At 35.4% G+C, this 19,965-nt stretch carries 19 protein-coding genes; 12 read left to right on the forward strand and 7 right to left on the reverse strand.

Annotated elements, in window-relative coordinates; translation table 11 throughout:
* The first annotated feature begins 267 nt into the window (after positions 1-267).
* Complete coding sequence (locus tag BW951_RS23150) at positions 268-399, forward strand: hypothetical protein (protein ID WP_262487843.1); 132 nt, start codon at positions 268-270, stop codon at positions 397-399.
* Between the two features lie 51 nt (positions 400-450).
* The gene (locus BW951_RS18555) at positions 451-846 is read left to right on the forward strand and encodes a DUF7674 family protein (RefSeq protein ID WP_076395499.1); all 396 of its coding nucleotides are present in this window, start codon (positions 451-453) and stop codon (positions 844-846) included.
* Positions 847-897: 51 nt separating this feature from the next.
* Here BW951_RS18555 and BW951_RS18560 read toward each other — a convergent pair whose 3' ends face one another.
* On the reverse strand, positions 898-1,413 hold the full coding sequence (locus BW951_RS18560) for a DUF255 domain-containing protein (RefSeq protein ID WP_076395501.1): 516 nt from the start codon (positions 1,411-1,413) through the stop codon (positions 898-900).
* A 72-nt stretch (positions 1,414-1,485) separates the two neighbouring features.
* Between BW951_RS18560 and BW951_RS18565 the strand changes: the two genes are divergently transcribed.
* The 4 genes from BW951_RS18565 to BW951_RS18580 are packed head-to-tail and all read left to right on the forward strand — an operon-like array spanning position 1,486 to position 3,759.
* Positions 1,486-2,115 carry a hypothetical protein gene (locus tag BW951_RS18565; RefSeq protein ID WP_076395503.1) on the forward strand — a complete coding sequence of 210 codons (630 nt, stop codon included), beginning with the start codon at positions 1,486-1,488 and terminating at the stop codon, positions 2,113-2,115.
* 56 nt (positions 2,116-2,171) lie between these two features.
* On the forward strand, positions 2,172-2,492 hold the full coding sequence (locus BW951_RS18570; RefSeq protein WP_076395505.1) for a hypothetical protein: 321 nt from the start codon (positions 2,172-2,174) through the stop codon (positions 2,490-2,492).
* Positions 2,489-2,719, forward strand: coding sequence for a hypothetical protein (locus BW951_RS18575; protein ID WP_139326211.1), 231 nt, complete (start codon positions 2,489-2,491; stop codon positions 2,717-2,719). Before BW951_RS18570 ends, BW951_RS18575 begins: the two co-directional genes overlap by 4 nt.
* A gap of 5 nt (positions 2,720-2,724) precedes the next feature.
* A complete protein-coding gene (locus BW951_RS18580) occupies positions 2,725-3,759 on the forward strand; it encodes a sialidase family protein (RefSeq protein ID WP_076395509.1) in 1,035 nt (344 codons plus the stop codon).
* Positions 3,760-3,829: 70 nt separating this feature from the next.
* Here BW951_RS18580 and dnaK read toward each other — a convergent pair whose 3' ends face one another.
* Entirely contained in the window at positions 3,830-5,722 is a 1,893-nt protein-coding gene (dnaK, locus tag BW951_RS18585) for a molecular chaperone DnaK (RefSeq protein ID WP_076395511.1), read from the reverse strand.
* A 456-nt stretch (positions 5,723-6,178) separates the two neighbouring features.
* On the opposite strand from dnaK, the gene ppk1 reads away from it, so the two are divergent.
* From ppk1 to BW951_RS18610, 6 genes are all read left to right on the forward strand, one after another.
* On the forward strand, positions 6,179-8,251 hold the full coding sequence (gene ppk1, locus BW951_RS18590) for a polyphosphate kinase 1 (RefSeq protein ID WP_076395513.1): 2,073 nt from the start codon (positions 6,179-6,181) through the stop codon (positions 8,249-8,251).
* Entirely contained in the window at positions 8,248-9,132 is an 885-nt protein-coding gene (locus tag BW951_RS18595) for a Ppx/GppA phosphatase family protein (RefSeq protein WP_076395515.1), read from the forward strand. Before ppk1 ends, BW951_RS18595 begins: the two co-directional genes overlap by 4 nt.
* Before the next feature lie 243 nt (positions 9,133-9,375).
* Positions 9,376-10,029 (forward strand): NAD-dependent epimerase/dehydratase family protein, encoded by a 654-nt coding sequence (locus BW951_RS18600; protein WP_076395517.1) that lies wholly within the window; start codon positions 9,376-9,378, stop codon positions 10,027-10,029.
* Positions 10,026-10,178: a hypothetical protein gene (locus tag BW951_RS22910; RefSeq protein ID WP_157967229.1), complete on the forward strand. Its 153-nt coding sequence runs from the start codon at positions 10,026-10,028 to the stop codon at positions 10,176-10,178. Before BW951_RS18600 ends, BW951_RS22910 begins: the two co-directional genes overlap by 4 nt.
* 189 nt (positions 10,179-10,367) lie before the next feature.
* On the forward strand, positions 10,368-13,409 hold the full coding sequence (locus BW951_RS18605; RefSeq protein ID WP_076395519.1) for a choice-of-anchor I family protein: 3,042 nt from the start codon (positions 10,368-10,370) through the stop codon (positions 13,407-13,409).
* Positions 13,410-13,502: 93 nt separating this feature from the next.
* Positions 13,503-14,330 (forward strand): SIR2 family NAD-dependent protein deacylase, encoded by an 828-nt coding sequence (locus BW951_RS18610; RefSeq protein ID WP_076395521.1) that lies wholly within the window; start codon positions 13,503-13,505, stop codon positions 14,328-14,330.
* Between the two features lie 38 nt (positions 14,331-14,368).
* On the opposite strand, the gene BW951_RS18615 is transcribed toward BW951_RS18610, so the two are convergent.
* From BW951_RS18615 to BW951_RS18635, 5 genes are all read right to left on the reverse strand, one after another.
* Positions 14,369-14,983, reverse strand: coding sequence for a response regulator transcription factor (locus BW951_RS18615; protein WP_076395523.1), 615 nt, complete (start codon positions 14,981-14,983; stop codon positions 14,369-14,371).
* A gap of 611 nt (positions 14,984-15,594) precedes the next feature.
* The gene (locus tag BW951_RS18620) at positions 15,595-15,843 is read right to left on the reverse strand and encodes a NifU family protein (RefSeq protein WP_076395525.1); all 249 of its coding nucleotides are present in this window, start codon (positions 15,841-15,843) and stop codon (positions 15,595-15,597) included.
* 42 nt (positions 15,844-15,885) lie between these two features.
* Positions 15,886-16,992, reverse strand: coding sequence for an Mrp/NBP35 family ATP-binding protein (locus BW951_RS18625; RefSeq protein ID WP_076395527.1), 1,107 nt, complete (start codon positions 16,990-16,992; stop codon positions 15,886-15,888).
* 122 nt (positions 16,993-17,114) lie between these two features.
* Positions 17,115-17,861: a hypothetical protein gene (locus BW951_RS18630; RefSeq protein WP_139326212.1), complete on the reverse strand. Its 747-nt coding sequence runs from the start codon at positions 17,859-17,861 to the stop codon at positions 17,115-17,117.
* Between the two features lie 4 nt (positions 17,862-17,865).
* Positions 17,866-19,857 carry a metallophosphoesterase family protein gene (locus BW951_RS18635; RefSeq protein WP_076395531.1) on the reverse strand — a complete coding sequence of 664 codons (1,992 nt, stop codon included), beginning with the start codon at positions 19,855-19,857 and terminating at the stop codon, positions 17,866-17,868.
* Positions 19,858-19,965: the final 108 nt, after the last annotated feature.

A 19,965-nucleotide genomic window follows, 5' to 3' on the forward strand; every position in this document is an offset into this window, starting at 1 on the left:
AAATTTGTATCTTTGAGAAAATAAAAAGCCCCGAAAAGGGGCTGTATGATGGCGGAAATCTTTTTTTAATAGTAATAAAATGGTAGCAAATAGTAGTTTTTCGGCGTTTCGTTTTTTCTCAATCCGAGGGTTAAATATGCCCAAAATCCTTTTATTAATGGGCTTTTTCAGCTTTTTTCACTTACTAGTCAGTTTCGCTTTTTCGTTTTAAGGGGAGTAAAAGCACGAAAATTCATAACATACAACCTCATTAAAAATCAACTGTTTATGAAATCTAAAATAAGAAGAATTTCCGACTGGAAAACGTTCCAAACCACCACCAACAGACATAATATTGAAATTCTGGCAACGCACATCGCTGTAATTGTAGGAGTTTTTGTTTTTGCAGCAATTCTGTAAACTTTGGTACAGTTTTCGCCGCAATAGAAAGTGTTACGAAAAATATTAATTATGATGAATGTACGGATGCAAACTATTAATCAAAAAATAGCTAGTGAGTATTTAAAATTTTTCTATCCACCCCTTCGCACAGAAATTACCCAATTGTCTTCACAGGATAATTTTGCTGGTATTATGCAGGCAACCATTAATTATCTTAAAAAGCTTCTTCACGAATCTAAAGTGAATATTATTGCCCATCACATCAAACTGATGGAAATGATTTATAAAGGTGGAGATTCTTATGTAAAAGATATGATTGAAAATCTTTTTGTGCGGTCTTTTGAAAGCTTTAAAAAGCACGCCAAAATCTCCCACTGGAAACTTCTTTACCAATATATGCCTGTGACTTTTCAGGTGATCTACAACGATCAGCGGAAGCAGGACAAAATCTTTTTTGGGAAGTAAATTAATTTTTAAACGCAGTTCCGGCGAAGCCTTTGGCTTCGCCGGAACTTTTTAATTCTTCTTTAAAAAAGTCTGTTTTACCATCTGAAGTTCTTTGTCGTTCATCTTTGAAGATTTCTTCAGTTTGGCAACAAAAACATCTACTTCTTCAGTGGTTGACGGACAGCCCAGATTTTCGTTTTTATCGTTGAAAGAATCTGCAAGCACCTCCCCTTTCGGATTCAGAACCAGCCAGAACGGAAGTCCCGCGTCTTTGCCTTTGTATTTTTCCATCAATGCTTCCCCACCCGGATTTTCAAGTTTTTTCTTTTCGCCCATTTCCTGAACATCTACATAAGCGGTGACAAATTTTTTATCAAAAATCGGCTTTGTTTCGGATAGATTCATATTCTTTTCCATAACGTGGCACCATTTGCACCATGAAGCGTGAAACATCAGCAATACATTTTTATTTTTGGATTTAGCTTCGGTAAGCGCTTTGTTTAAAACAACATCCGCTTTTTCCTGAGCAAAATGTAACTGGAATAATAATAAGCCTAAAAATAAGAGGATTTTAGAAATTTTCATTTTGGATCTGATTTTAAATACTAATCTAAAGATTTTTTTGTTGTTATACTAACACTTTTTAAAAACTATTTCATGAAACTCAGACTTATTTGCATATTTCTTACTATTTCATTTATATCGAATGCTCAGATTTCCAGAAAACTAAAAGATAAAGTTGAAATTATTGACAAAAAATTTTTTGATATAATACTTCAAACTTATGATAATAAAAGTTACGAAGAACTTTACACTTTATATTCTGAAATATCTAAAACAGCCACAAATGATGAGCTTTTTTATCTTGCTCTAAATGGAAATACATTTATTCGTCATAATGCAGCTTTTAGTTTGCTCTATAAAAAGGATAAAAGAATCATAGATTTGTACAAATACTATTCTAAATTTCCTATGCAATATGAAATAAAAATGAGCTGCATCATTGCCCAACAAGATATGGCACTAAGTATAAGAGGATATATCCTTGCTGAGTTAAGAAACCACGAGGAGTATAAAATAATATCGAAAAAAAGTAATCAATCCAAAGATTTTTACACAACAGAAGAAATTAATTATTATGAAAAATTAGATATTAATTTTTTTAAAGATTGTATTGATGAGTTCGAAATAATCGATGAAACTTATATTCCGGAGAGATTGGAAATTTATAAAATCATTAATGAGAATTGGAAAGATGGTAAACTTCAATTTCCAAATAATTATTAAAAACAAAAAATATTCTTTAACAAATAACTTAGTTTTTAAATTTCTATTATTTTACCATGAAGCTAAGAATATTGCCACTTTTACTTTTTACAATTACCTTTTGTGAAGCGCAGATTTCTAAAAAAGTAAAAATGTTAGCCAGTCTTTTAGATACAATACAGTATGCAGAATCTTCACATATCGAAATAGGTGGTGAAAGAAGTAAACTGTATGATGATTTCAGAAAATTAGCGAAAACTGCTACCAATGATGAGCTTTTTTATCTTTCAAAGAACGGAAGCAATTCTTTAAATTGTACTCAGGGAAAGAACTTTTTAAAAGAAATGATAAACGATTTCTTGAAATCTATCAATATTATAACGATCATCCTGTATTGATGAAATATGTAAACGGCTGTGTCGGAAAAAAAGATAATATTGCGACGCATTTGATGGATGAAATCTATGCAGCAAAGGAAATTATTTCCATTCGAGATTCTATTTCAAAAGAAAAAACAGATAATTTTACTAAAGCTCAACTGAAAAGTATTGAGGATGAAGGGTATAAAAAACTGAAAAAGAAAGAAATACAATTTTTTCTGGATCATTTGGTAAAAAAGAAATAATAAGCATGAAAGAAAAACTACTTTGTCTACTCTATTTTTTGATAATTGTGAATATTTCCGCACAAATTCCTTCGCCAAAGGTCATTAAAAAAGAATTTATTTTTGAAGAAGGGACATATTTCAAACAGTGTCATGCATCTACAATGGAACAGTCTTTGGACGGACATCTTTTGGCAAGTTGGTTTGGAGGCAGTCATGAAGGTGGTAAAGATATCGTGATCTGGGGAGCCCGTTCCGATGGAAAAACATGGAGCTCTCCTGAAATCTGGGCAGATGGAAAGGTTAACGATTCTCTGCGTTATCCCTGCTGGAATCCTGTCTTATTCAGATCTAAAAAAGAAAAGATTATATATCTCTATTATAAAGTGGGACCCAATCCGCGGGAATGGTGGGGAATGGTTAAAACCTCACGAGATAACGGAAAAACATGGGAAAAAGCAGAACGGTTACCTGATTCTATTCTCGGTCCCATCAAAAACAGACCCACTGAACTTGCCAATGGTGATATTATTTCCCCATCAAGCAGAGAAATCAATGAAAATAGATGGAAGGCTCATGTGGAAATCAGCAGGGATCACCAGAAAACATGGACATCGTATTCCATAGATTCTGCTTCAGCATTTAATGTGATCCAGCCAAGTATTATTGTTCATAAAAACGGCAAACTACAGGTTTTATGCAGAAGTAAAGAAGGAGTAATTGCAACCTCATGGTCACAAAATAATGGGATGAACTGGAGTCTTTTAACCGCAACAAATCTTCAGAATCCTAACTCCGGAACGGATGCCATTGGTTTTAAAGATTTTTTTCTGATTGTTTACAACCCTGAACTTCCCGGAAAAGACTGGTGGGAAGGGCGTACAAAGTTGCGTCTGGCTTATTCTTACGATGGGATCGACTGGAAGGATCTGCTTTCTCTGGAAGACGAAAAAAAGGGAGAATTCAGCTATCCGACTATTTTTAAAGATGCAAAGGGATTGGTTCACATTACTTATACCTACAATAGAGTAAATATTAAACACTGGATATTAAAATTATAACGTACGGTTTATATTAAAAATAAAATCCCCGAGCTTTCGCTCGGGGATTTCTATAATGACTTATTATATCTTATTTTACTTCTTCGAAGTCTGCATCCTGTACATCTTCTGCACCTCCTGCATTTCCTCCGTTTTGTGCTCCTGCATCAGCTCCCGGCTGTTGTCCTGCTGCGTACAATTCTTCTGAAGCTGCCATCCAAGCTGCATCTAAAGCTTCTGTTTTAGCTTTTACATCATCTGCATTTTTAGCTTCAAAAGCTGTTTTCAATTCTCCGTGAGCGGTTTCAATAGCTGCTTTTTTATCAGCAGATAATTTCTCACCAAACTCTTTTAATTGCTTTTCAGTCTGGAAGATCAATCCGTCTGCTTTGTTGAAAATTTCAACTTCTTCTTTTTTCTTAGCATCGGCAGAAGCATTTTCCTGAGCTTCTTTCTTCATTCTTTCGATTTCTTCGTCAGAAAGACCTGAAGAAGCCTGAATTTTAATAGACTGTTCTTTACCGGTTCCTTTATCTTTAGCAGAAACACTTAAGATACCGTTTGCGTCGATATCGAATGTTACTTCGATTTGAGGAACTCCTCTTGGCGCTGGCGGAATATCTGTAAGGTCGAATCTACCGATTTCTTTGTTATCGTTGAACATTGGTCTTTCTCCCTGTCCTACTCTGATGCTTACAGCCGGCTGGTTATCAGAAGCTGTAGAGAATACCTCAGATTTTTTAGTTGGGATCGTAGTGTTTGCTTCAATTAATTTAGTGAAAACAGAACCCATAGTTTCGATACCTAAAGAAAGTGGCGTAACGTCTAATAAAAGAACGTCTTTTACATCACCTGTCAATACACCTCCCTGAATCGCAGCACCAATCGCTACAACCTCATCCGGGTTAACTCCTTTAGACGGTTTTTTACCGAAGAATTTTTCCACTTCTTCCTGGATGATCGGGATTCTTGTAGAACCTCCTACCAAGATTACTTCATCGATATCTGAAGTAGATAAACCTGCATCTTTCAATGCTTTAGCAACCGGCTCCATAGATCTTCTTACCAAATCTGCAGATAACTGCTCGAATTTAGCTTTCGTTAAAGTCTTCACTAAGTGTTTAGGACCTGTAGCAGTAGCTGTGATATATGGAAGGTTAATTTCAGTTTGTGGAGAAGAAGACAACTCGATTTTTGCTTTTTCGGCAGCTTCTTTCAATCTCTGTAATGCGATTGCATCAGACTTTAAGTCAACTCCTTCTTCAGCTTTGAATTCATCTGCCATCCAGTTGATGATTACATCATCAAAATCATCACCTCCTAAATGCGTATCTCCGTTTGTAGACAATACTTCGAATACACCATCTCCTAAATCAAGGATAGAGATATCGAAAGTACCACCTCCTAAATCGTATACCGCGATTTTCTGGTCTTTGTGGTTTTTATCTAAACCGTAAGCTAACGCTGCAGCAGTAGGCTCATTGATGATTCTTTCTACTTTAAGACCTGCGATTTCACCAGCTTCTTTCGTAGCCTGTCTCTGCGCGTCGTTGAAGTATGCAGGAACCGTAATTACCGCTCTTGTTACTTCCTGACCAAGATAATCTTCAGCCGTTTTCTTCATTTTCTGAAGCGTCATTGCAGAAATTTCCTGTGGAGTATATTCTCTGTCGTCGATTTTTACTTTTACGGTATCATTTGGTCCTGAAACTACTTCATAAGGTACTCTTGAAATTTCTTTCGCATCCTCTTTAAAGTGAGTTCCGATAAATCTTTTAATTGAATATACTGTTTTCTTTGGATTCGTTACCGCCTGTCTTTTTGCAGGATCTCCTACTTTTCTTTCACCATCTTCTGTAAACGCAACGATAGACGGCGTTGTTCTTTTACCTTCTGCGTTAGGAATAACAACAGGGTCTTTACCCTCCATTACAGCAACACAAGAGTTGGTTGTTCCTAAGTCAATTCCAATTATTTTACTCATAATATTTTTATATTTTTTCTAATTTTTAATTTTAATTTACACTCAGTATTTCTCAATATTTATACCATTCAAAATTTTGTGACAAATTGACAGAAACAATCTGAAACAGGAAAAAATAATTTTATTTTTCAGCTTGAAAATTTTAGAAATACGTTTTAAAATAAACCTAAACTTTACTTTTTAAATGATTTGAATTTTTGTCACAAAACCTTTTAATACTTGTTAAACCATATCAATTTTGTCACTTAACGGCTATTTATTATATGATTCATTTATTTTAAATTAAAAATACAGAACGGAACTGCAATTTTTCAGATAGTTTTAATAACTTTAATGGATTACAAAAATCATCCGGTTTCAGAATCTTTTTGGCTCTAAAATTTAATTAAAGCTTAACGCAAAAAGGTTTCAAAGGATACCACAAATTATTATTTTTGATAAATTATACACTAGAGAATGTCATTACATTTCAATCCGAGAGATATTACCTGGCTTGCCTTCAACGAGAGGGTTTTACAGGAAGCCATGGACGAAAAAGTCCCTTTACATTTAAGAATCCGTTTTTTAGGAATTTTCTCCAACAATTTAGACGAATTTTTCCGTGTGCGGGTTGCAGGTTTAAAGCGCGCCATGGATTTCAAAGAAAAAGTAATTGCAGAATCTTTTTATCAGCCGCCTTCCAAAATTCTCCAGAAGATCAATGATATTGTGATGCGACAGCAGCAGAATTTCGATAAAACGTGGAAGAAAATTCTTGCTGAAATGGCGGAACATCATGTTTACATTAAAACAGCTAAAAATTTATCTGCCAATCAGAAAGAGTTTGTAAGAAAATATTTTGATGAAGTGGTAGAATCCAACGTCATTCCTATTCTGCTTCATGAAAATACACCGATGCCTTACATGCGGGACAAAAGTCTTTATCTGGGTGTCGCGATGAGGAAAAAAGATTGGCAATATTCCAGCAATTACGCCATTATTGAAATTCCGTCACGTTTTGTAGGAAGATTTGTTTTGCTTCCTTCCGAAGATGTGGAAGAGAAAAATGTAATGCTTTTGGAAGATGTCATCACCTTCAATTTACCCCATATTTTCTCTTATTTCGGATATGATGAATTTGCTGCCAATGCTTTTAAGGTAACCAAAGATGCAGAACTGGAACTTGATAATGACATCCGTACCAATTTTGCCGAAAAAATAGAAAAAGGCTTAAAAAACAGAAGAAAAGGAAAACCCACCCGTTTTGTTTTCGATAAAGATATGGACAAGGCTCTTCTTGAGATGCTGATCCGAAAATTAAACCTGACGAAAAAAGACAGCATTATTCCCGGAGGAAAAATTCATAATTTTAAACATTTCATGGATTTCCCGGATGTTTTTGAAAGGTATGAAAAGCCTGTTGAAAGAACTTCTTTTACCCACCCCGCTTTTGAAAACACGGAAAGAGTAACGGATGTTATTCTGAAACATGATGTTCTTCTTACCTTCCCTTATCACAAATACAATCCTGTAATTGATCTTCTTCGTGAAGCGGCAATGGATCCTGATGTAAAATCCATCCAGATCACAGCCTATCGTTTAGCGAGCAGTTCGAAAATCATTAATGCCTTGATTTATGCGGCAAGAAACGGTAAAGAAGTGACGGTAATGCTTGAGCTTCAGGCAAGATTTGATGAAGAATCTAATCTGGAGTGGAAGGAAATGCTGGAACCGGAAGGAATTACCGTATTGATAGGTATTCCGAACAAAAAAGTTCATGCCAAATTATGTGTCATCAAGAAAAGGTCTCATAATAAGACAATTCAGTACGGTTTTGTAAGTACCGGAAATTTCAATGAGAAAACTGCGAGAATTTATGGAGATCATCTGTTAATGACTGCAGACCGCGGAATTATGGCAGATATTAATAAGGTATTCAATGTTCTGAAAAAACCGAAAGACGATTATCTTCCGATTTTAAAAACCTGCAAAAATCTTCTCGTATGTCCGCAGTTCATGCGTGAAAAGATTGTACATCACATTGATAAAGAAATTGAAGAAGCCAAAGCGGGAAGACGAGCAGAAATGATCGTTAAAGCCAATTCTGTAAGCGACCGTTCCCTGATTGAAAAGTTATACGAAGCGGCACAAGCCGGAGTTGTCATCAGAATGATTGTAAGGGGAATTTACTGCGCTGTCAATCAGAAAGATTTTAAAGAAAAAATAAAGGCAATAAGCATTGTAGATGAATATCTGGAACATGCCAGAGTGATGTATTTTTACAATAAAGGAGCCGAAGATATGTATATTTCTTCCGCAGACTGGATGACGAGAAATTTAGATTACAGAATTGAAGCTGCCGCGAAGATTACGGATAAAAATTTAAAGAAAGAATTGAAGGATATTCTCGACATACAGTTGAAAGATAATGTAAAAGCCCGTATTTTAGACAAAAAACTGAGCAACGAATATATTGATAACGATAAGGAAGAGTGCCGTTCTCAGATTGAAACCTATCGATATTTAAAAGCCAAAACGAATAAGAAATGAAAATCGCAGCCATAGATATAGGAAGTAATGCAGCCCGACTTTTAATTAATGAGGTTAAAATAAACAATAAACAGCCCGAATTCATTAAACTGAATCTTTTGAGAATTCCTCTGAGACTGGGAATGGATGTCTTTACCTTAGGAAAGATTGGAGAGGAAAGGGAAAAAATGGTGATCGACTCGATGAAGATTTTCAGCGATCTGATGAAAATCTATAAGGTGGAACATTACAGAGCCTGTGCTACGAGTGCCATGCGCGACGCAGCCAACGGACAGGAAATCATTGAAGAGGTGAAAAGAACTTCAGGAATTAATATTGAAATAATTTCCGGAGATGAGGAAGCAACTCTGGTTTTTGAAAATCATGTTGCCGAAGGACTGGATAAAGAATTTGCCTATTTGTATATTGATGTTGGTGGAGGTTCTACAGAGCTTACCTTTTACGAAAACGGAAAAATGAAGTACGAAAAATCTTTCAACATCGGAACCATCCGTTTGCTGAACAATCTGGTGACGCCCGACAACTGGAAAGACATGAAGGAAGAGATCCGAAAAAATATCAACAGCAAAAAGCCGATTGTTGCCATCGGATCAGGAGGAAACATCAACAAAGTTTTCTCCATGAGCAAAACGAAAGACGGCAAACCGATGTCTCTTTCTCATCTTAAAAAGGTATACAAGGAGTTTGATGATCTTACGGTTGATGAAAGAATGACAAAATATAATCTCCGCGAAGACAGAGCCGATGTTTTGGTTCATGCTTTACAGATCTTCAATAATGTGATGACATGGTCGGAAATCAACAGGATTTTTGTTCCGAAAATATCTGTTGCAGATGGTTTAATTCACAATATTTACACCAAATTACAGGATAAAAAATAAGATTTTCTTTAATAAATTACAGAACCGGTCATTTACTGATCGGTTTTTTATTTTGGCAAAGGTTTACGAGTTTGTTTGATAGTTTCGGCGGCGGCTTCGCCGCCGCCGAAACTATCAAATCCTTATCAATCAGGTTAAATAATACCCAAATTTCAAAAAACGAAAAAAAATTGTATAATTTTTGATACCACATAAAGTAAAAGCATTACTGAAAACGTCAACAACAGTAATAACAGTAAAGAAATGAATTCAATAAAAATAATTCTTACGGGAGCAACAGGAATGGTGGGTGAAGGCGTTTTAATGGAATGCCTAGAGAATCCGAACATTTCTGAAATTCTCAGTGTAAGCCGAAAACCGTCGGGTAAAAAACACGCCAAATTAAAAGAATATATAGTTTCAGATTTTTTAAAGATAGATCTGAATGATGAAAACTTCAAAGGATATGATGCTGTCTTTTTCTGCGCGGGAATCAGCAGTGTAGGAATGAGCGAGGAGGAATATACGAAGATTACTTATGATACAACGCTTCATTTCGCAAAGGCCGTTCTCAATCAGAATCCGGATATGGTTTTCAACTATGTTTCAGGAGCGCACACCGACAAAACGGAAAGCGGAAAAATGATGTGGGCAAGAGTAAAAGGCAGAACGGAAAATGCACTTAGAAAATTAGGATTCAGGGCAGCATATAATTTTCGACCGGGATTTATGAAACCCGTTGAAGGTCAGGAAAATGTAAAATGGTTTTTTAAACCTTTAATTTGGATTTTTCCTGTTTTGTTACCATCAAAATCATTAACTTTACATGAAGTGGGTATCGCAATGATCAATGCAGTACTAAAAGGGTATCCGACTTCAACATTAGAAATTAAGGACATTAAAAATCTGGCGATATGAAGGAAATGTTAAAAAGAATTTTTCTCGTAGCTTTTATTTTACTGGTTCTGACGGCAATTTCAGGATTTTTTTATATGCAGAAGCATCCCATGGAAGGAAATAAATTCACGGGTAAAAATCTGCGTTTTTCCGGTCAGGTCTCAAAATAAAATATTTTTGGGAATCATACGTTCTAAAATCGTTTCAACTGAAATCGATTTATTTTTTCCTTGCCTTATCATCTCATTATTAACTTAAATTTATTTTTATCTTTTATTTATTAATCATTTTTTAAAATTTGCTTAAAATCTTTGCAAAGTAGAACCTTCATTTTTGCATAAATTTAAAGTAAGTAAAAAATGATTAACAACTACCTGTTAAAAAGTTCTGTTGTCGCCGCATTCTTTCTTCAGGGAGCGGTTTTCGGGCAGACCTCTCTTATCCATTACTGGAATTTTAATAACAATGCTTCGGCAGCTTCCATCACTGCGCCGACTTCCACTTTGTTGGGAGGTTCGATGACTGCTGCAACCAACGGAACTACTGATGTAGATTTCGCCAACGGAACAGGACAAAATTTCAATATCGACAATTTCAATGCGAGAAACGGAGATGTTTCAGGAACGCATTTACGCTATAATTTCCCGATCAACGGAAATCTTCAGTTCAATTTACCAACAACAGGGTACAATAATGTTGTGGTGAAATTTACGACAAGAAGATCCGGTTCCGGAGCGGGAACACAAACCTGGAAATATTCTGTGGACGGAACAAATTTCGTTACTTTTCAGACGGTTTCGCCTTTAGATGCCAATCCGCAGCTCATTACGTTAGACTTTTCAGGCGTTTCCGGAGTCGCCAACAATCCTAATTTTAAACTTAAAGCTGAATTCTCGCAAGGTTCCGGAGGAACAGTGGGCAACAACCGTTTCGATAATTTTACCGTAGATGCAACCCCAATTAACGCAGCCGATACTACTCCTCCCACCGTAACTTACCTTCCCTCAAACAACACAAATAATGCTTTAACGACTGTAAATCCTACGATTTCTTTTAATGAAAATGTAAGATTAACAGACAATTCCGCGATCAACGATTCTAATGCACAAATGCTTGTCGATTTCCGTCTTGGAAATGCTTCAGGTTCTCAGGTTCCCTTTACAACTGCGTTTTCCAATAATAAAATTACAGTAATCCCGGCTGTAGCTTTAATCCCTAACCAAACGTATTATCTGGCTTTAAAACCCAATATGGTAGAAGACACCAGTGATAATGCGGTTACAGCAGTTACTTCCACAACTTTCACCACAGCCGGAACATCCGTTTCTCTGGATAAAAATTTTATTAAAGTCAATGAAAATGCAGGAACTTTAGCATTTAAAATAAATGTTACGAATCCGTCAAATTCAACAGTGAATTTGGTGGTGAAACCCGCTCCTTTCAGTACAGCAAACAGCAGCGACTTTACATTAGCGAATCAGACGATTAATCTTACTCCTTCCACGACGAGTTATACGGTAAACATCCCGATTATTGATGACACTCTGGAAGAACAACAGGCTGAATATTTTGTGGTAAGCCTTGAAAATCCGGTTGGAGCAACCATTTCCGGAGACAGCAATGCAACGATTTATATTGTAGATAACGATAAACCGGCTCCTGTTCCGTCCCATCAGATTTCTTTAAATTATATCGGAAGTTTTGATCCTTCGGGAACCAACACCAGTTCCACGGAAATTGTGGTTCATGATCCTGCGACCCAAAGATTATTTACCATCAGTTCCATCACCGATGTTTTTGATATTATCAATTTCAGCAATCCGACTTCACCTACAGTTGTTAATACCATCAACATGGCTCCTTATGGCGGAATTACAAGCATCGCCGTAAAAAACGGAATTATTGCTGCGGCTTCTCCAAATACAAATCCGCAACAGAACGGTTCTGTAGTTTTCTTTGATATCAACGGAAATTTCCTGAAGCAGGTTACTGTAGGAGCTTTACCGGATATGATTACTTTTTCACCGGACGGAACAAAAGTAATGACCGCCAACGAAGGCGAACCGAACGATTCTTATACCGTAGATCCGGAAGGAACAATCAGCATTATTGATATTTCAGGCGGAATTTCCAATCTTACGCAAAGCAATGTTACGACGCTTAATTTTAATGCTTTTGATGCTCAGGTTTCTGCATTATCGGCAACTGGTTTGAGAAAAGTAAGAACAAACAATACGCTTTCTCAGGATTTAGAACCGGAATACATTACCATCAGTTCAGACAGCCAGAAAGCATGGGTTGCCCTTCAGGAAAACAATGCGGTTGCCGAAGTTAATTTAGCCACAAAAACCATTACTGGAATTTGGGGATTGGGTAAAAAAGACATGAGTGTTCCCGGAAACGGTTTTGATGCTTCTGATAACAACGGAGAGATCTTAATTGCAAACTGGCCTGTAAAAACCTATTTTACTCCGGATGGCATTCAGAATTATAAGGTTGGAGGAACCAATTACATCATAACTGCCAATGAAGGAGATGAAAAAGATCTTGCAGGATTCAGTGAAAGAACTACAGTAGGTGCGAATGATTATGCTTTAGATCCCGCTATTTTCCCACAGTCTTCTGTTTTAAAAGCTTCTTATAATTTAGGAAGATTCAGAGTTTCCAATGCGACCGGAAATACAGACGGAGATGCAGATTTTGAGGAAATTGCAGCTTTGGGAGCGCGTTCATTCTCAATCTTCAATGCAGATACCAAACAGATCGTCTACGACAGCGGGGACCGTTTTGAGAGATATATCGCAGCCAATCATCCGTTGATCTTTAATGCAGATAATGAATCTAATACTGTTAAAAGCAGAAGCCGTGCAAAAGGTCCTGAACCGGAAGGAGTGGCGTTAGGAAATATTAACGGACAAACGTACGCTTTCATCACACTGGAAAGAACCGGCGGCGTGATGGTTTATAATATTACCGATCCTAACAATCCTGCTTTTACGGATTACAAACATTCGAGAATGACTTCTGCATACGGAGGCGATAACGGACCGGAAGGGCTTATCTACATTGCCCCAGAAAATACAACTACCGGAAAAGGCTATGTAATTGTTGCCAATGAAATCAGCGGTACTTTATCGATGTATGAAATCGCCAATGCGCCGACTCTGGCTACCGGAGAGGTAAAACCGGAAAAAGCAACCTTCAATATATTCCCGAATCCGGTGACAAAAGGAAATATTCTGTATTTCAACAGAGCGCAGGATTATGAATTGTATGATATGTCCGGAAAACAGATTGGAAAAGAAAAAAATGCTTTAACAATCGACACTTCGAAACTTTCTACAGGATTGTATCTTGTAAAAACTTCCGAAGGACACCTGAAAAGAGTTATTGTAAAGTAGATTATATATTATTTAGTTGATTAAAAATGAGCCTCGAATTTTCGGGGCTTTTCTGTTTTAAAGAAATTCAGTAGTTTTAAACTTTGAAATACCATGAAAACGCAATTAGAAGAAATCATCCATGAGGTTTACCATAAAGAAAAACGAAATCTTTTCACTTTTTTAACGGGAGCAGGAATTTCATCCGACAGCGGAATTCCTACCTATCGCGGAACAGACGGAATCTGGATAAAAGGAACTCAGTTTCATAAGCCTGAAGAATTCGGGACACTGAAATATTTTAAGCAAAATCCTGAAGAAGTTTTGCAATATTCTCTTTTCAGGAAAAAAATGTTTGAAAGTGCAGCACCCAATGAGAGTCATTTTCATTTAGCAGAAATTGAAAAAATGCTGCAGGATAAGTTTCATCTAATTACTCAAAATATAGATAATCTTCACCGACGCGCCGGAAATCATCGAATTTATGAAATTCATGGAAATAACCGTGAAATTAAATGTTCGAACGGATGTAAGGAAATTGTACATCTTCCGGAAGAAATTAAAGGCAAAAACATTGATGAAGATCTTACAGCAAAAGATATTGAACTGCTTACCTGCTCCCATTGCGGACACTGGATGCGCCCGAATATTTTATGGTTTGATGAATATTATGATGAAAAAACCAATAAGAAATTCAGTTCGCTGAAAGTAGCAAAAAACAGCGGAGTTCTCTTTATTATCGGAACTTCAGGAGCGACAAATCTTCCTCTTGCCATTGCTGAAACTTCGTTAAAATATGGAGCTTATATTGTTGACATCAACACGGAAGACAATCATTTCACGGAACTGATTAAAAATAAAAAGAATAAACTAATTATTCGGGAAAAGTCTACTGAGGTTTTAAAGGTGATTAAAGAGATTGTTGAAAATTTAAATCAATAAAAAATCGCGGCGAAATTCTTTCACCGCGACTGATTTTTTTAGTGCATATCGTCATAGATCCGTACAAGATCCACTACATTTTTTACCTTAAGTTTTTCAAAAATCTTTTTCTTGTAGGTACTGATCGTCGACATTTTAAGATTAAGACTGTTAGAAATTTCAATATTTCCGTTTCCTTCCGCAAGAAGTTTAAAGATCTGGAATTCCCGTTTCGAGAGTCTTTCTACAGAGTGAATATCGGTAGAATGGGTAACGAGCTTTTTCATCATATCTACCGTATAATAATATCCTTCTTCCAATATTGATTTTACACTTGCAATAATCTCCTCTTCTGTTGCTCCTTTATTAAGATATCCAGAAGCGCCTTCTTCTATATACTGAATTCCCACATTTTCGTCATACCCCGAAAAGATAAGAATTCTCAAATGTTTCTGCTTCTTCTTTAGTTCCTTCACCATTGCTTTGAAAATACTTTGCGGAATATCAATATCAATAATTAAAAGATCATATACCTTCTGGCAAACTTTTTCTTTGGCTTCAGGATAAGTTTCGGCAAAATCTATGGTACACGGATATCCAAGTTTGGTTTCTAAAATAATTGAGGTTCCCATTCTTACAACATAATAACCGTCAGCAATGAGTATATTTTTCATAGTGTTAGTTTTAAATAAATTTTCTTTACAGAAAATCACTTTTTCGTTCAATTTTACAATTTCAATACAACTTACAGACCAATATTATTTTTTATTGCAATATTCTTTCTCTGATTCGGAGAGTTTTAGAGACACCAACATACTATATAATTCTGAAATTTTCCAAACGTATAATTTTCATTTTTTTATACAGCCGTTAAAAAAACAAGAAACATTTAAAATGTAAGAATAAAAGTATATTACAAGCACACATCCCCATATCGCATTGTAAACAATTTTGTACAAAAATAAGACATATAATATTCACGAACACGTAGAATTAATACTATAAAAATTTCATAATATTATTTAAACTTTTCTTAAAAATCAGAAAGTATAGATTTAAAAACCTGTCTTAAAGCAATATATAGATAATTTAACTTCCTTAAACTATCATACTTTTTTTACAATTTCCTTCTTTTGGGATATTTTCGTGTCAGGATTTACGTTTTTTCTAACAATTCGAACTTCACGAAATTTTTTTTTATAATTGTTAAATAATGATGAATTTTATCCAAATAAAAAGACAGACCTTAAAAAGATCTGTCTTATGAAGTATATATTCTGCTCTTCTATTCTACATTCAGTACTTTCTCTATTTCCGGAGCGTACTGCTTAATCGTGTTTTCAACGCCTAATTTTAAGGTTGAAAAGTTTAATGAACATCCGGAGCAGTTGCCTAAGAGCTTTACATAAACCAGATTGTCCTTCACATCGATAAGCTCAATATCACCGCCATCTTTGTTCAGGAACGGACGGATGCTTTCCAGAGCTTCCAAAACTCTTGTTACGGTATCTTCGTGTGTTATATTTGTTTCCATATTTTTTTCAGTTCAGTTCTGTTTTTCAGATTTGAAAAATCATTATTTTGCTTTTGGTGAGCAACCTGCCATTGTTGTAATCTTAACAGCTTCGGTAGGCGGAAGGTTTTTGTTTCTTTCTACAAGACTTTCTACCATTTTTCGGGCAGTTGCTGTGTAGATTTCGGCAATTTTAGATCCTTCCTGTAAAGCAGCCGGTCTTCCTACATCTCCAGCTTCTCTAATGCTTTGAATTAAAGGAATTTCTCCCAATACGGGAATTCCAAGATCATCTGCCAAATACTGTGCACCCTGCTGTCCAAAGATATAATATTTATTGCCTGGTAATTCTTCTGGTGTAAAATACGCCATGTTTTCGATTAATCCAAGAACCGGAATATTGATGCTTTCCATCTGGAACATCGCAATCCCTTTTCTTACGTCTGCCAAAGCAACGTGTTGAGGGGTACTTACGATTACGGCTCCCGTTACAGGAACTTCCTGAATGATAGATAAATGAATGTCTCCTGTTCCCGGAGGAAGATCAATAAGTAAGAAATCCAGTTCTCCCCAAGCTGCATCGCGGATCATTTGGTTCAATGCCTTTGAAGCCATCGGACCTCTCCAGACAACTGCCTGATTGGCTCCTGAAAAATATCCTATAGAAAGCATTTTAACGCCATAATTTTCAATAGGCTTCATGAGATTCTTTCCGCCAATTTCTACAGAAATTGGTTTTTCTCCTTCTGTATCGAACATCGTAGGAACTGAAGGACCATAAATATCTGCGTCTAACAATCCTACTTTAAAGCCCATTTTTGCTAAAGTTACCGCCATATTCGCTGCAACAGTAGATTTACCAACCCCTCCTTTTCCGGAAGCAATGGCAATAATATTCTGAATTCCCAGAATTTGTTTTCCTTTGATCTGGCTCTGCTGAATTTCGCTAGGCTCCGGAGAAACGATTTTTAGTTTCAAATTGATCTCTTCACCAAATTCACTTGCAAAAGCCTGCTTCATTGCTGCTTCAAGCTTCTTTTTTTCGTGCATTGCAGGTGAGTGTGCCGTCATATCAATATATACATCGTTGCCCATGATTTGTAGGTTATTCACCAAATCGTCAACTTCTATCTCTTTAAGGAAATCCTGAACCTTTTCTTTCGTCAACATAAACTAAATAAATTGTTTACAAATTTACGAAAAATTAAGCTATTTAGAATAAGTAAAGAGACTGATAGATATTTTCTTTTGCAAAAGCAAGATTTAGTAATGGTTTTAATACATACTATATTTTACCTAAAAAAACTCATTAAAGGAATCTTCTCATTCCAGAAATCACTTGATTTTAGAAGCCATGATGTGGAGAAGAAAAATAAAGATGTTGTTTCAAAAATAAGTGTAGAATATTTCAGAAATAAATTAGCCTCTACAAGCTGCTTATTATAACATTCCAAAATTGCGATTCCTCCAATTAATAAGACACTTATTATTATTCCGTAACCACAGAACTTATAATAAATATTTCTACGTTTCTTTTTCTCTTTTTCTTCAGGCGACAACACTTCTCCATCTTGCTCTTTATCGCTATTCTGAAAAAAATCTAAGCAAAAAACAGAAAAAAGTAAGAAAAGTATACATGCACTTATATAATGTACACCAGTAAACCAACATTCATAATATAGAATTTTAACATAGACATCACCCTCATATCCTTTAAATTGTGTAGGAAAAATTGCTACCAAAACCGCTAAGATTCCACAAGCGTTAGAAACTCTGTTTTCTTTCTGATCCTTACCTCGATATGTTCCGAACAAGCCTCCCATGATGCAAAGCGTTCCTACAAATATAATATGTCCAAAACTGTAATAATAATGACTTATACTGATTTTAAATGGACACTTGTCGTTTAACAGAAATGTAGTGAGGAAAAGCATAAATGATAAAAAGAATCCTAATATTCCTATAAACATTCTTAATTGATAATAAGAAATTAAAGCATCTTTATGATTTTTATTTCCGTTGTTTGAATTTGTACTCATGGCTTTATAGTTTTATGGTTATTTTATCGATGATTCTCACGTTATTGTCGGGATCCGATTTGAAATTATCCCGCAGAAATCTTTTCGGATCTTTTGCGGATGCCATTTCTCTCTGAACTTTAGATGCTTCTTTTTTCTTTATTAAGTCCATCCATTTGTATGCTTTTTTAATGGCAACCACATAAATTACAATTTCGGTATCTGTAATTTTAAATTTCAGAAAATTCTTTTTGCCTTCTTCCACTTTTCCGGATGATATTTCAGTGACATATAATTTGAAAACCTTATAACCAAATAAAATATACCAACCAAAAAGAACAGACTGTAAAATTCCTGATACAATCCATTGGAAAAGAAAATAGTTATTCTTCACAGGAATTTTAAGAAACGTTTTAACTGAATCGATTCCTAAAAAGTGTAAATTCTCATCACTCAGAAAACGGATCTGATTTTCCTGATAATGCGGAAACTGATACAGTATGAAAATCTGAATGGCAAAAGAAACTACAAACAATCCGAAACGTAAAATTCTGTTGACCCATTTTTCTTTATCAGAACACTCATTATTAGTTACTTTACTAATGATAAAAACAAGAACCAAAGGAAGAAGAAGAGAAATAAGCTCTTTCATAATAGAGTCTGTACAACAGAAAACATATGTTGATACAAATGAAAGCATAAGTAATAATGCTGTAAATTCGTAATTAACAATAGAAAAAATAAAATTCCACCATATTTTTTTTCCTGATTTTTCTTTTGATGGGTAAACTTCACCCAATGTATATTCCAAAGGATTGGTTCTCGCACTTTGCAGTTGCGGAATAACAATTTTTTCCTTTAAAAAATCTGTAACATGACCAAATGCTCCACCACCACCGGAAGTTATAAAATGTTTTACCTGATAATAGTAGTCTTTAGTATCCGAATCCAGCTTATAATTTGAGTAATGGTGAATATCTCCCGTTATCACAATCTCGAAAATAAGTTCGGCCTTATTTTTATTTTCAGTTTCGCCTTCTTTATTGTTCTGATTCTTCTTCACCTCTTCTACCAACGCACGTGTGATATACTCCAGACTATCCATCCGTTGTTTTCTTTGATGACGATCATCAATATCATAGCTATACCAATAAGGTTCTGCTATTAAAAGAATGATATGATTTTTTCCGCCTTCCCCTGAAATGTTTTCTACATATTTTTTGAAAAATGACATTTGAGGAATATCAATATCTCCCAAAAGTTGGTTATCTATTCCGAACAGATGTACATTCTTTCTCAATGCATAAGCAAAATAACTTCTGTTTTGTACTGTTCGGTAGTTTCCTATTGAGCTTTTCTGGCACATCAGTCTGAAAAAAGCACTTAACCCATCATACCAATCATGATTTCCCGGAGTAGCTACCAATATTGGAGAAGGCTTTTCTGGAGTTCTTATTCCGGGAGCTACAAATCTTAAAGGACCTTTAAAACGATCCCTGTAATGTCCTTCCGAACCGACGGGATACACTAAATCTCCTCCTATTACCAGTGCAGAACCTTTTTTAAGTGTAATTTCGTGCTCATCATATTTTTCTCTGTCTTTTTCATTTTTAAAGGAATATGTATAACTGTCTCTTGTTAAATGATAAAGAACAGTAGTGGTAGAATCGAAGCCATCACCTGTATCTGCAATAAAATCAAACCAGAATTCATCTTTATTTTCATGAATATTGTTGCGAATCAGTTCATCTCCTGCATCTTTTTCCATACCGCTTTGAACTTCTCTTTTATCAATAACCGAAAGAATGTCCGCAGAAAGAGAAACCATCCTGAAAGTATTGGTAAGCCCCGTAAAATTAAACCATTTCACAGGTTTTTGTGGCTTGAAATAATATATGTATTTATCTGTATTCTGTTGCCTGAAAATCTTTACCGTTTTCGCAGATTTAAAATCTGTGAAGTAAAATATCAGACAAACTAATGCTGCTAAGAGTAAAATATAGAAAAGCGCTTCCATGGTAATTCAAGTATTAGTTTATATCAAATTTAGTCATTTTCCTAATTGATTTTCATAACACTTTCGGGTCATTTTTATCAGATTTTTCATTCAAATCCGTTTATCCTC

The sequence above is a fragment of the Chryseobacterium gambrini genome (genome assembly GCF_900156825.1).
GTDB lineage: Bacteria > Bacteroidota > Bacteroidia > Flavobacteriales > Weeksellaceae > Chryseobacterium > Chryseobacterium gambrini.

Excerpts from the sequence above, each read along its gene's own strand:
- BW951_RS18580 (WP_076395509.1), top strand. The coding sequence starts at position 2,725 with ATGAAAGAAAAACTACTTTGTCTACTCTATTTTTTGATAATTGTGAAT.
- dnaK (WP_076395511.1), bottom strand. The coding sequence starts at position 5,722 with ATGAGTAAAATAATTGGAATTGACTTAGGAACAACCAACTCTTGTGTT.
- BW951_RS18560 (WP_076395501.1), bottom strand. The coding sequence starts at position 1,413 with ATGAAAATTTCTAAAATCCTCTTATTTTTAGGCTTATTATTATTCCAG.
- BW951_RS18620 (WP_076395525.1), bottom strand. The coding sequence starts at position 15,843 with ATGGAAACAAATATAACACACGAAGATACCGTAACAAGAGTTTTGGAA.
- BW951_RS18625 (WP_076395527.1), bottom strand. The coding sequence starts at position 16,992 with ATGTTGACGAAAGAAAAGGTTCAGGATTTCCTTAAAGAGATAGAAGTT.
- BW951_RS18610 (WP_076395521.1), top strand. The coding sequence starts at position 13,503 with ATGAAAACGCAATTAGAAGAAATCATCCATGAGGTTTACCATAAAGAA.
- BW951_RS22910 (WP_157967229.1), top strand. The coding sequence starts at position 10,026 with ATGAAGGAAATGTTAAAAAGAATTTTTCTCGTAGCTTTTATTTTACTG.
- BW951_RS18600 (WP_076395517.1), top strand. The coding sequence starts at position 9,376 with ATGAATTCAATAAAAATAATTCTTACGGGAGCAACAGGAATGGTGGGT.
- BW951_RS18595 (WP_076395515.1), top strand. The coding sequence starts at position 8,248 with ATGAAAATCGCAGCCATAGATATAGGAAGTAATGCAGCCCGACTTTTA.
- BW951_RS18565 (WP_076395503.1), top strand. The coding sequence starts at position 1,486 with ATGAAACTCAGACTTATTTGCATATTTCTTACTATTTCATTTATATCG.
- BW951_RS18555 (WP_076395499.1), top strand. The coding sequence starts at position 451 with ATGATGAATGTACGGATGCAAACTATTAATCAAAAAATAGCTAGTGAG.
- BW951_RS18605 (WP_076395519.1), top strand. The coding sequence starts at position 10,368 with ATGATTAACAACTACCTGTTAAAAAGTTCTGTTGTCGCCGCATTCTTT.
- BW951_RS18635 (WP_076395531.1), bottom strand. The coding sequence starts at position 19,857 with ATGGAAGCGCTTTTCTATATTTTACTCTTAGCAGCATTAGTTTGTCTG.
- BW951_RS18570 (WP_076395505.1), top strand. The coding sequence starts at position 2,172 with ATGAAGCTAAGAATATTGCCACTTTTACTTTTTACAATTACCTTTTGT.
- BW951_RS18615 (WP_076395523.1), bottom strand. The coding sequence starts at position 14,983 with ATGAAAAATATACTCATTGCTGACGGTTATTATGTTGTAAGAATGGGA.
- ppk1 (WP_076395513.1), top strand. The coding sequence starts at position 6,179 with ATGTCATTACATTTCAATCCGAGAGATATTACCTGGCTTGCCTTCAAC.
- BW951_RS18630 (WP_139326212.1), bottom strand. The coding sequence starts at position 17,861 with ATGAGTACAAATTCAAACAACGGAAATAAAAATCATAAAGATGCTTTA.
- BW951_RS23150 (WP_262487843.1), top strand. The coding sequence starts at position 268 with ATGAAATCTAAAATAAGAAGAATTTCCGACTGGAAAACGTTCCAAACC.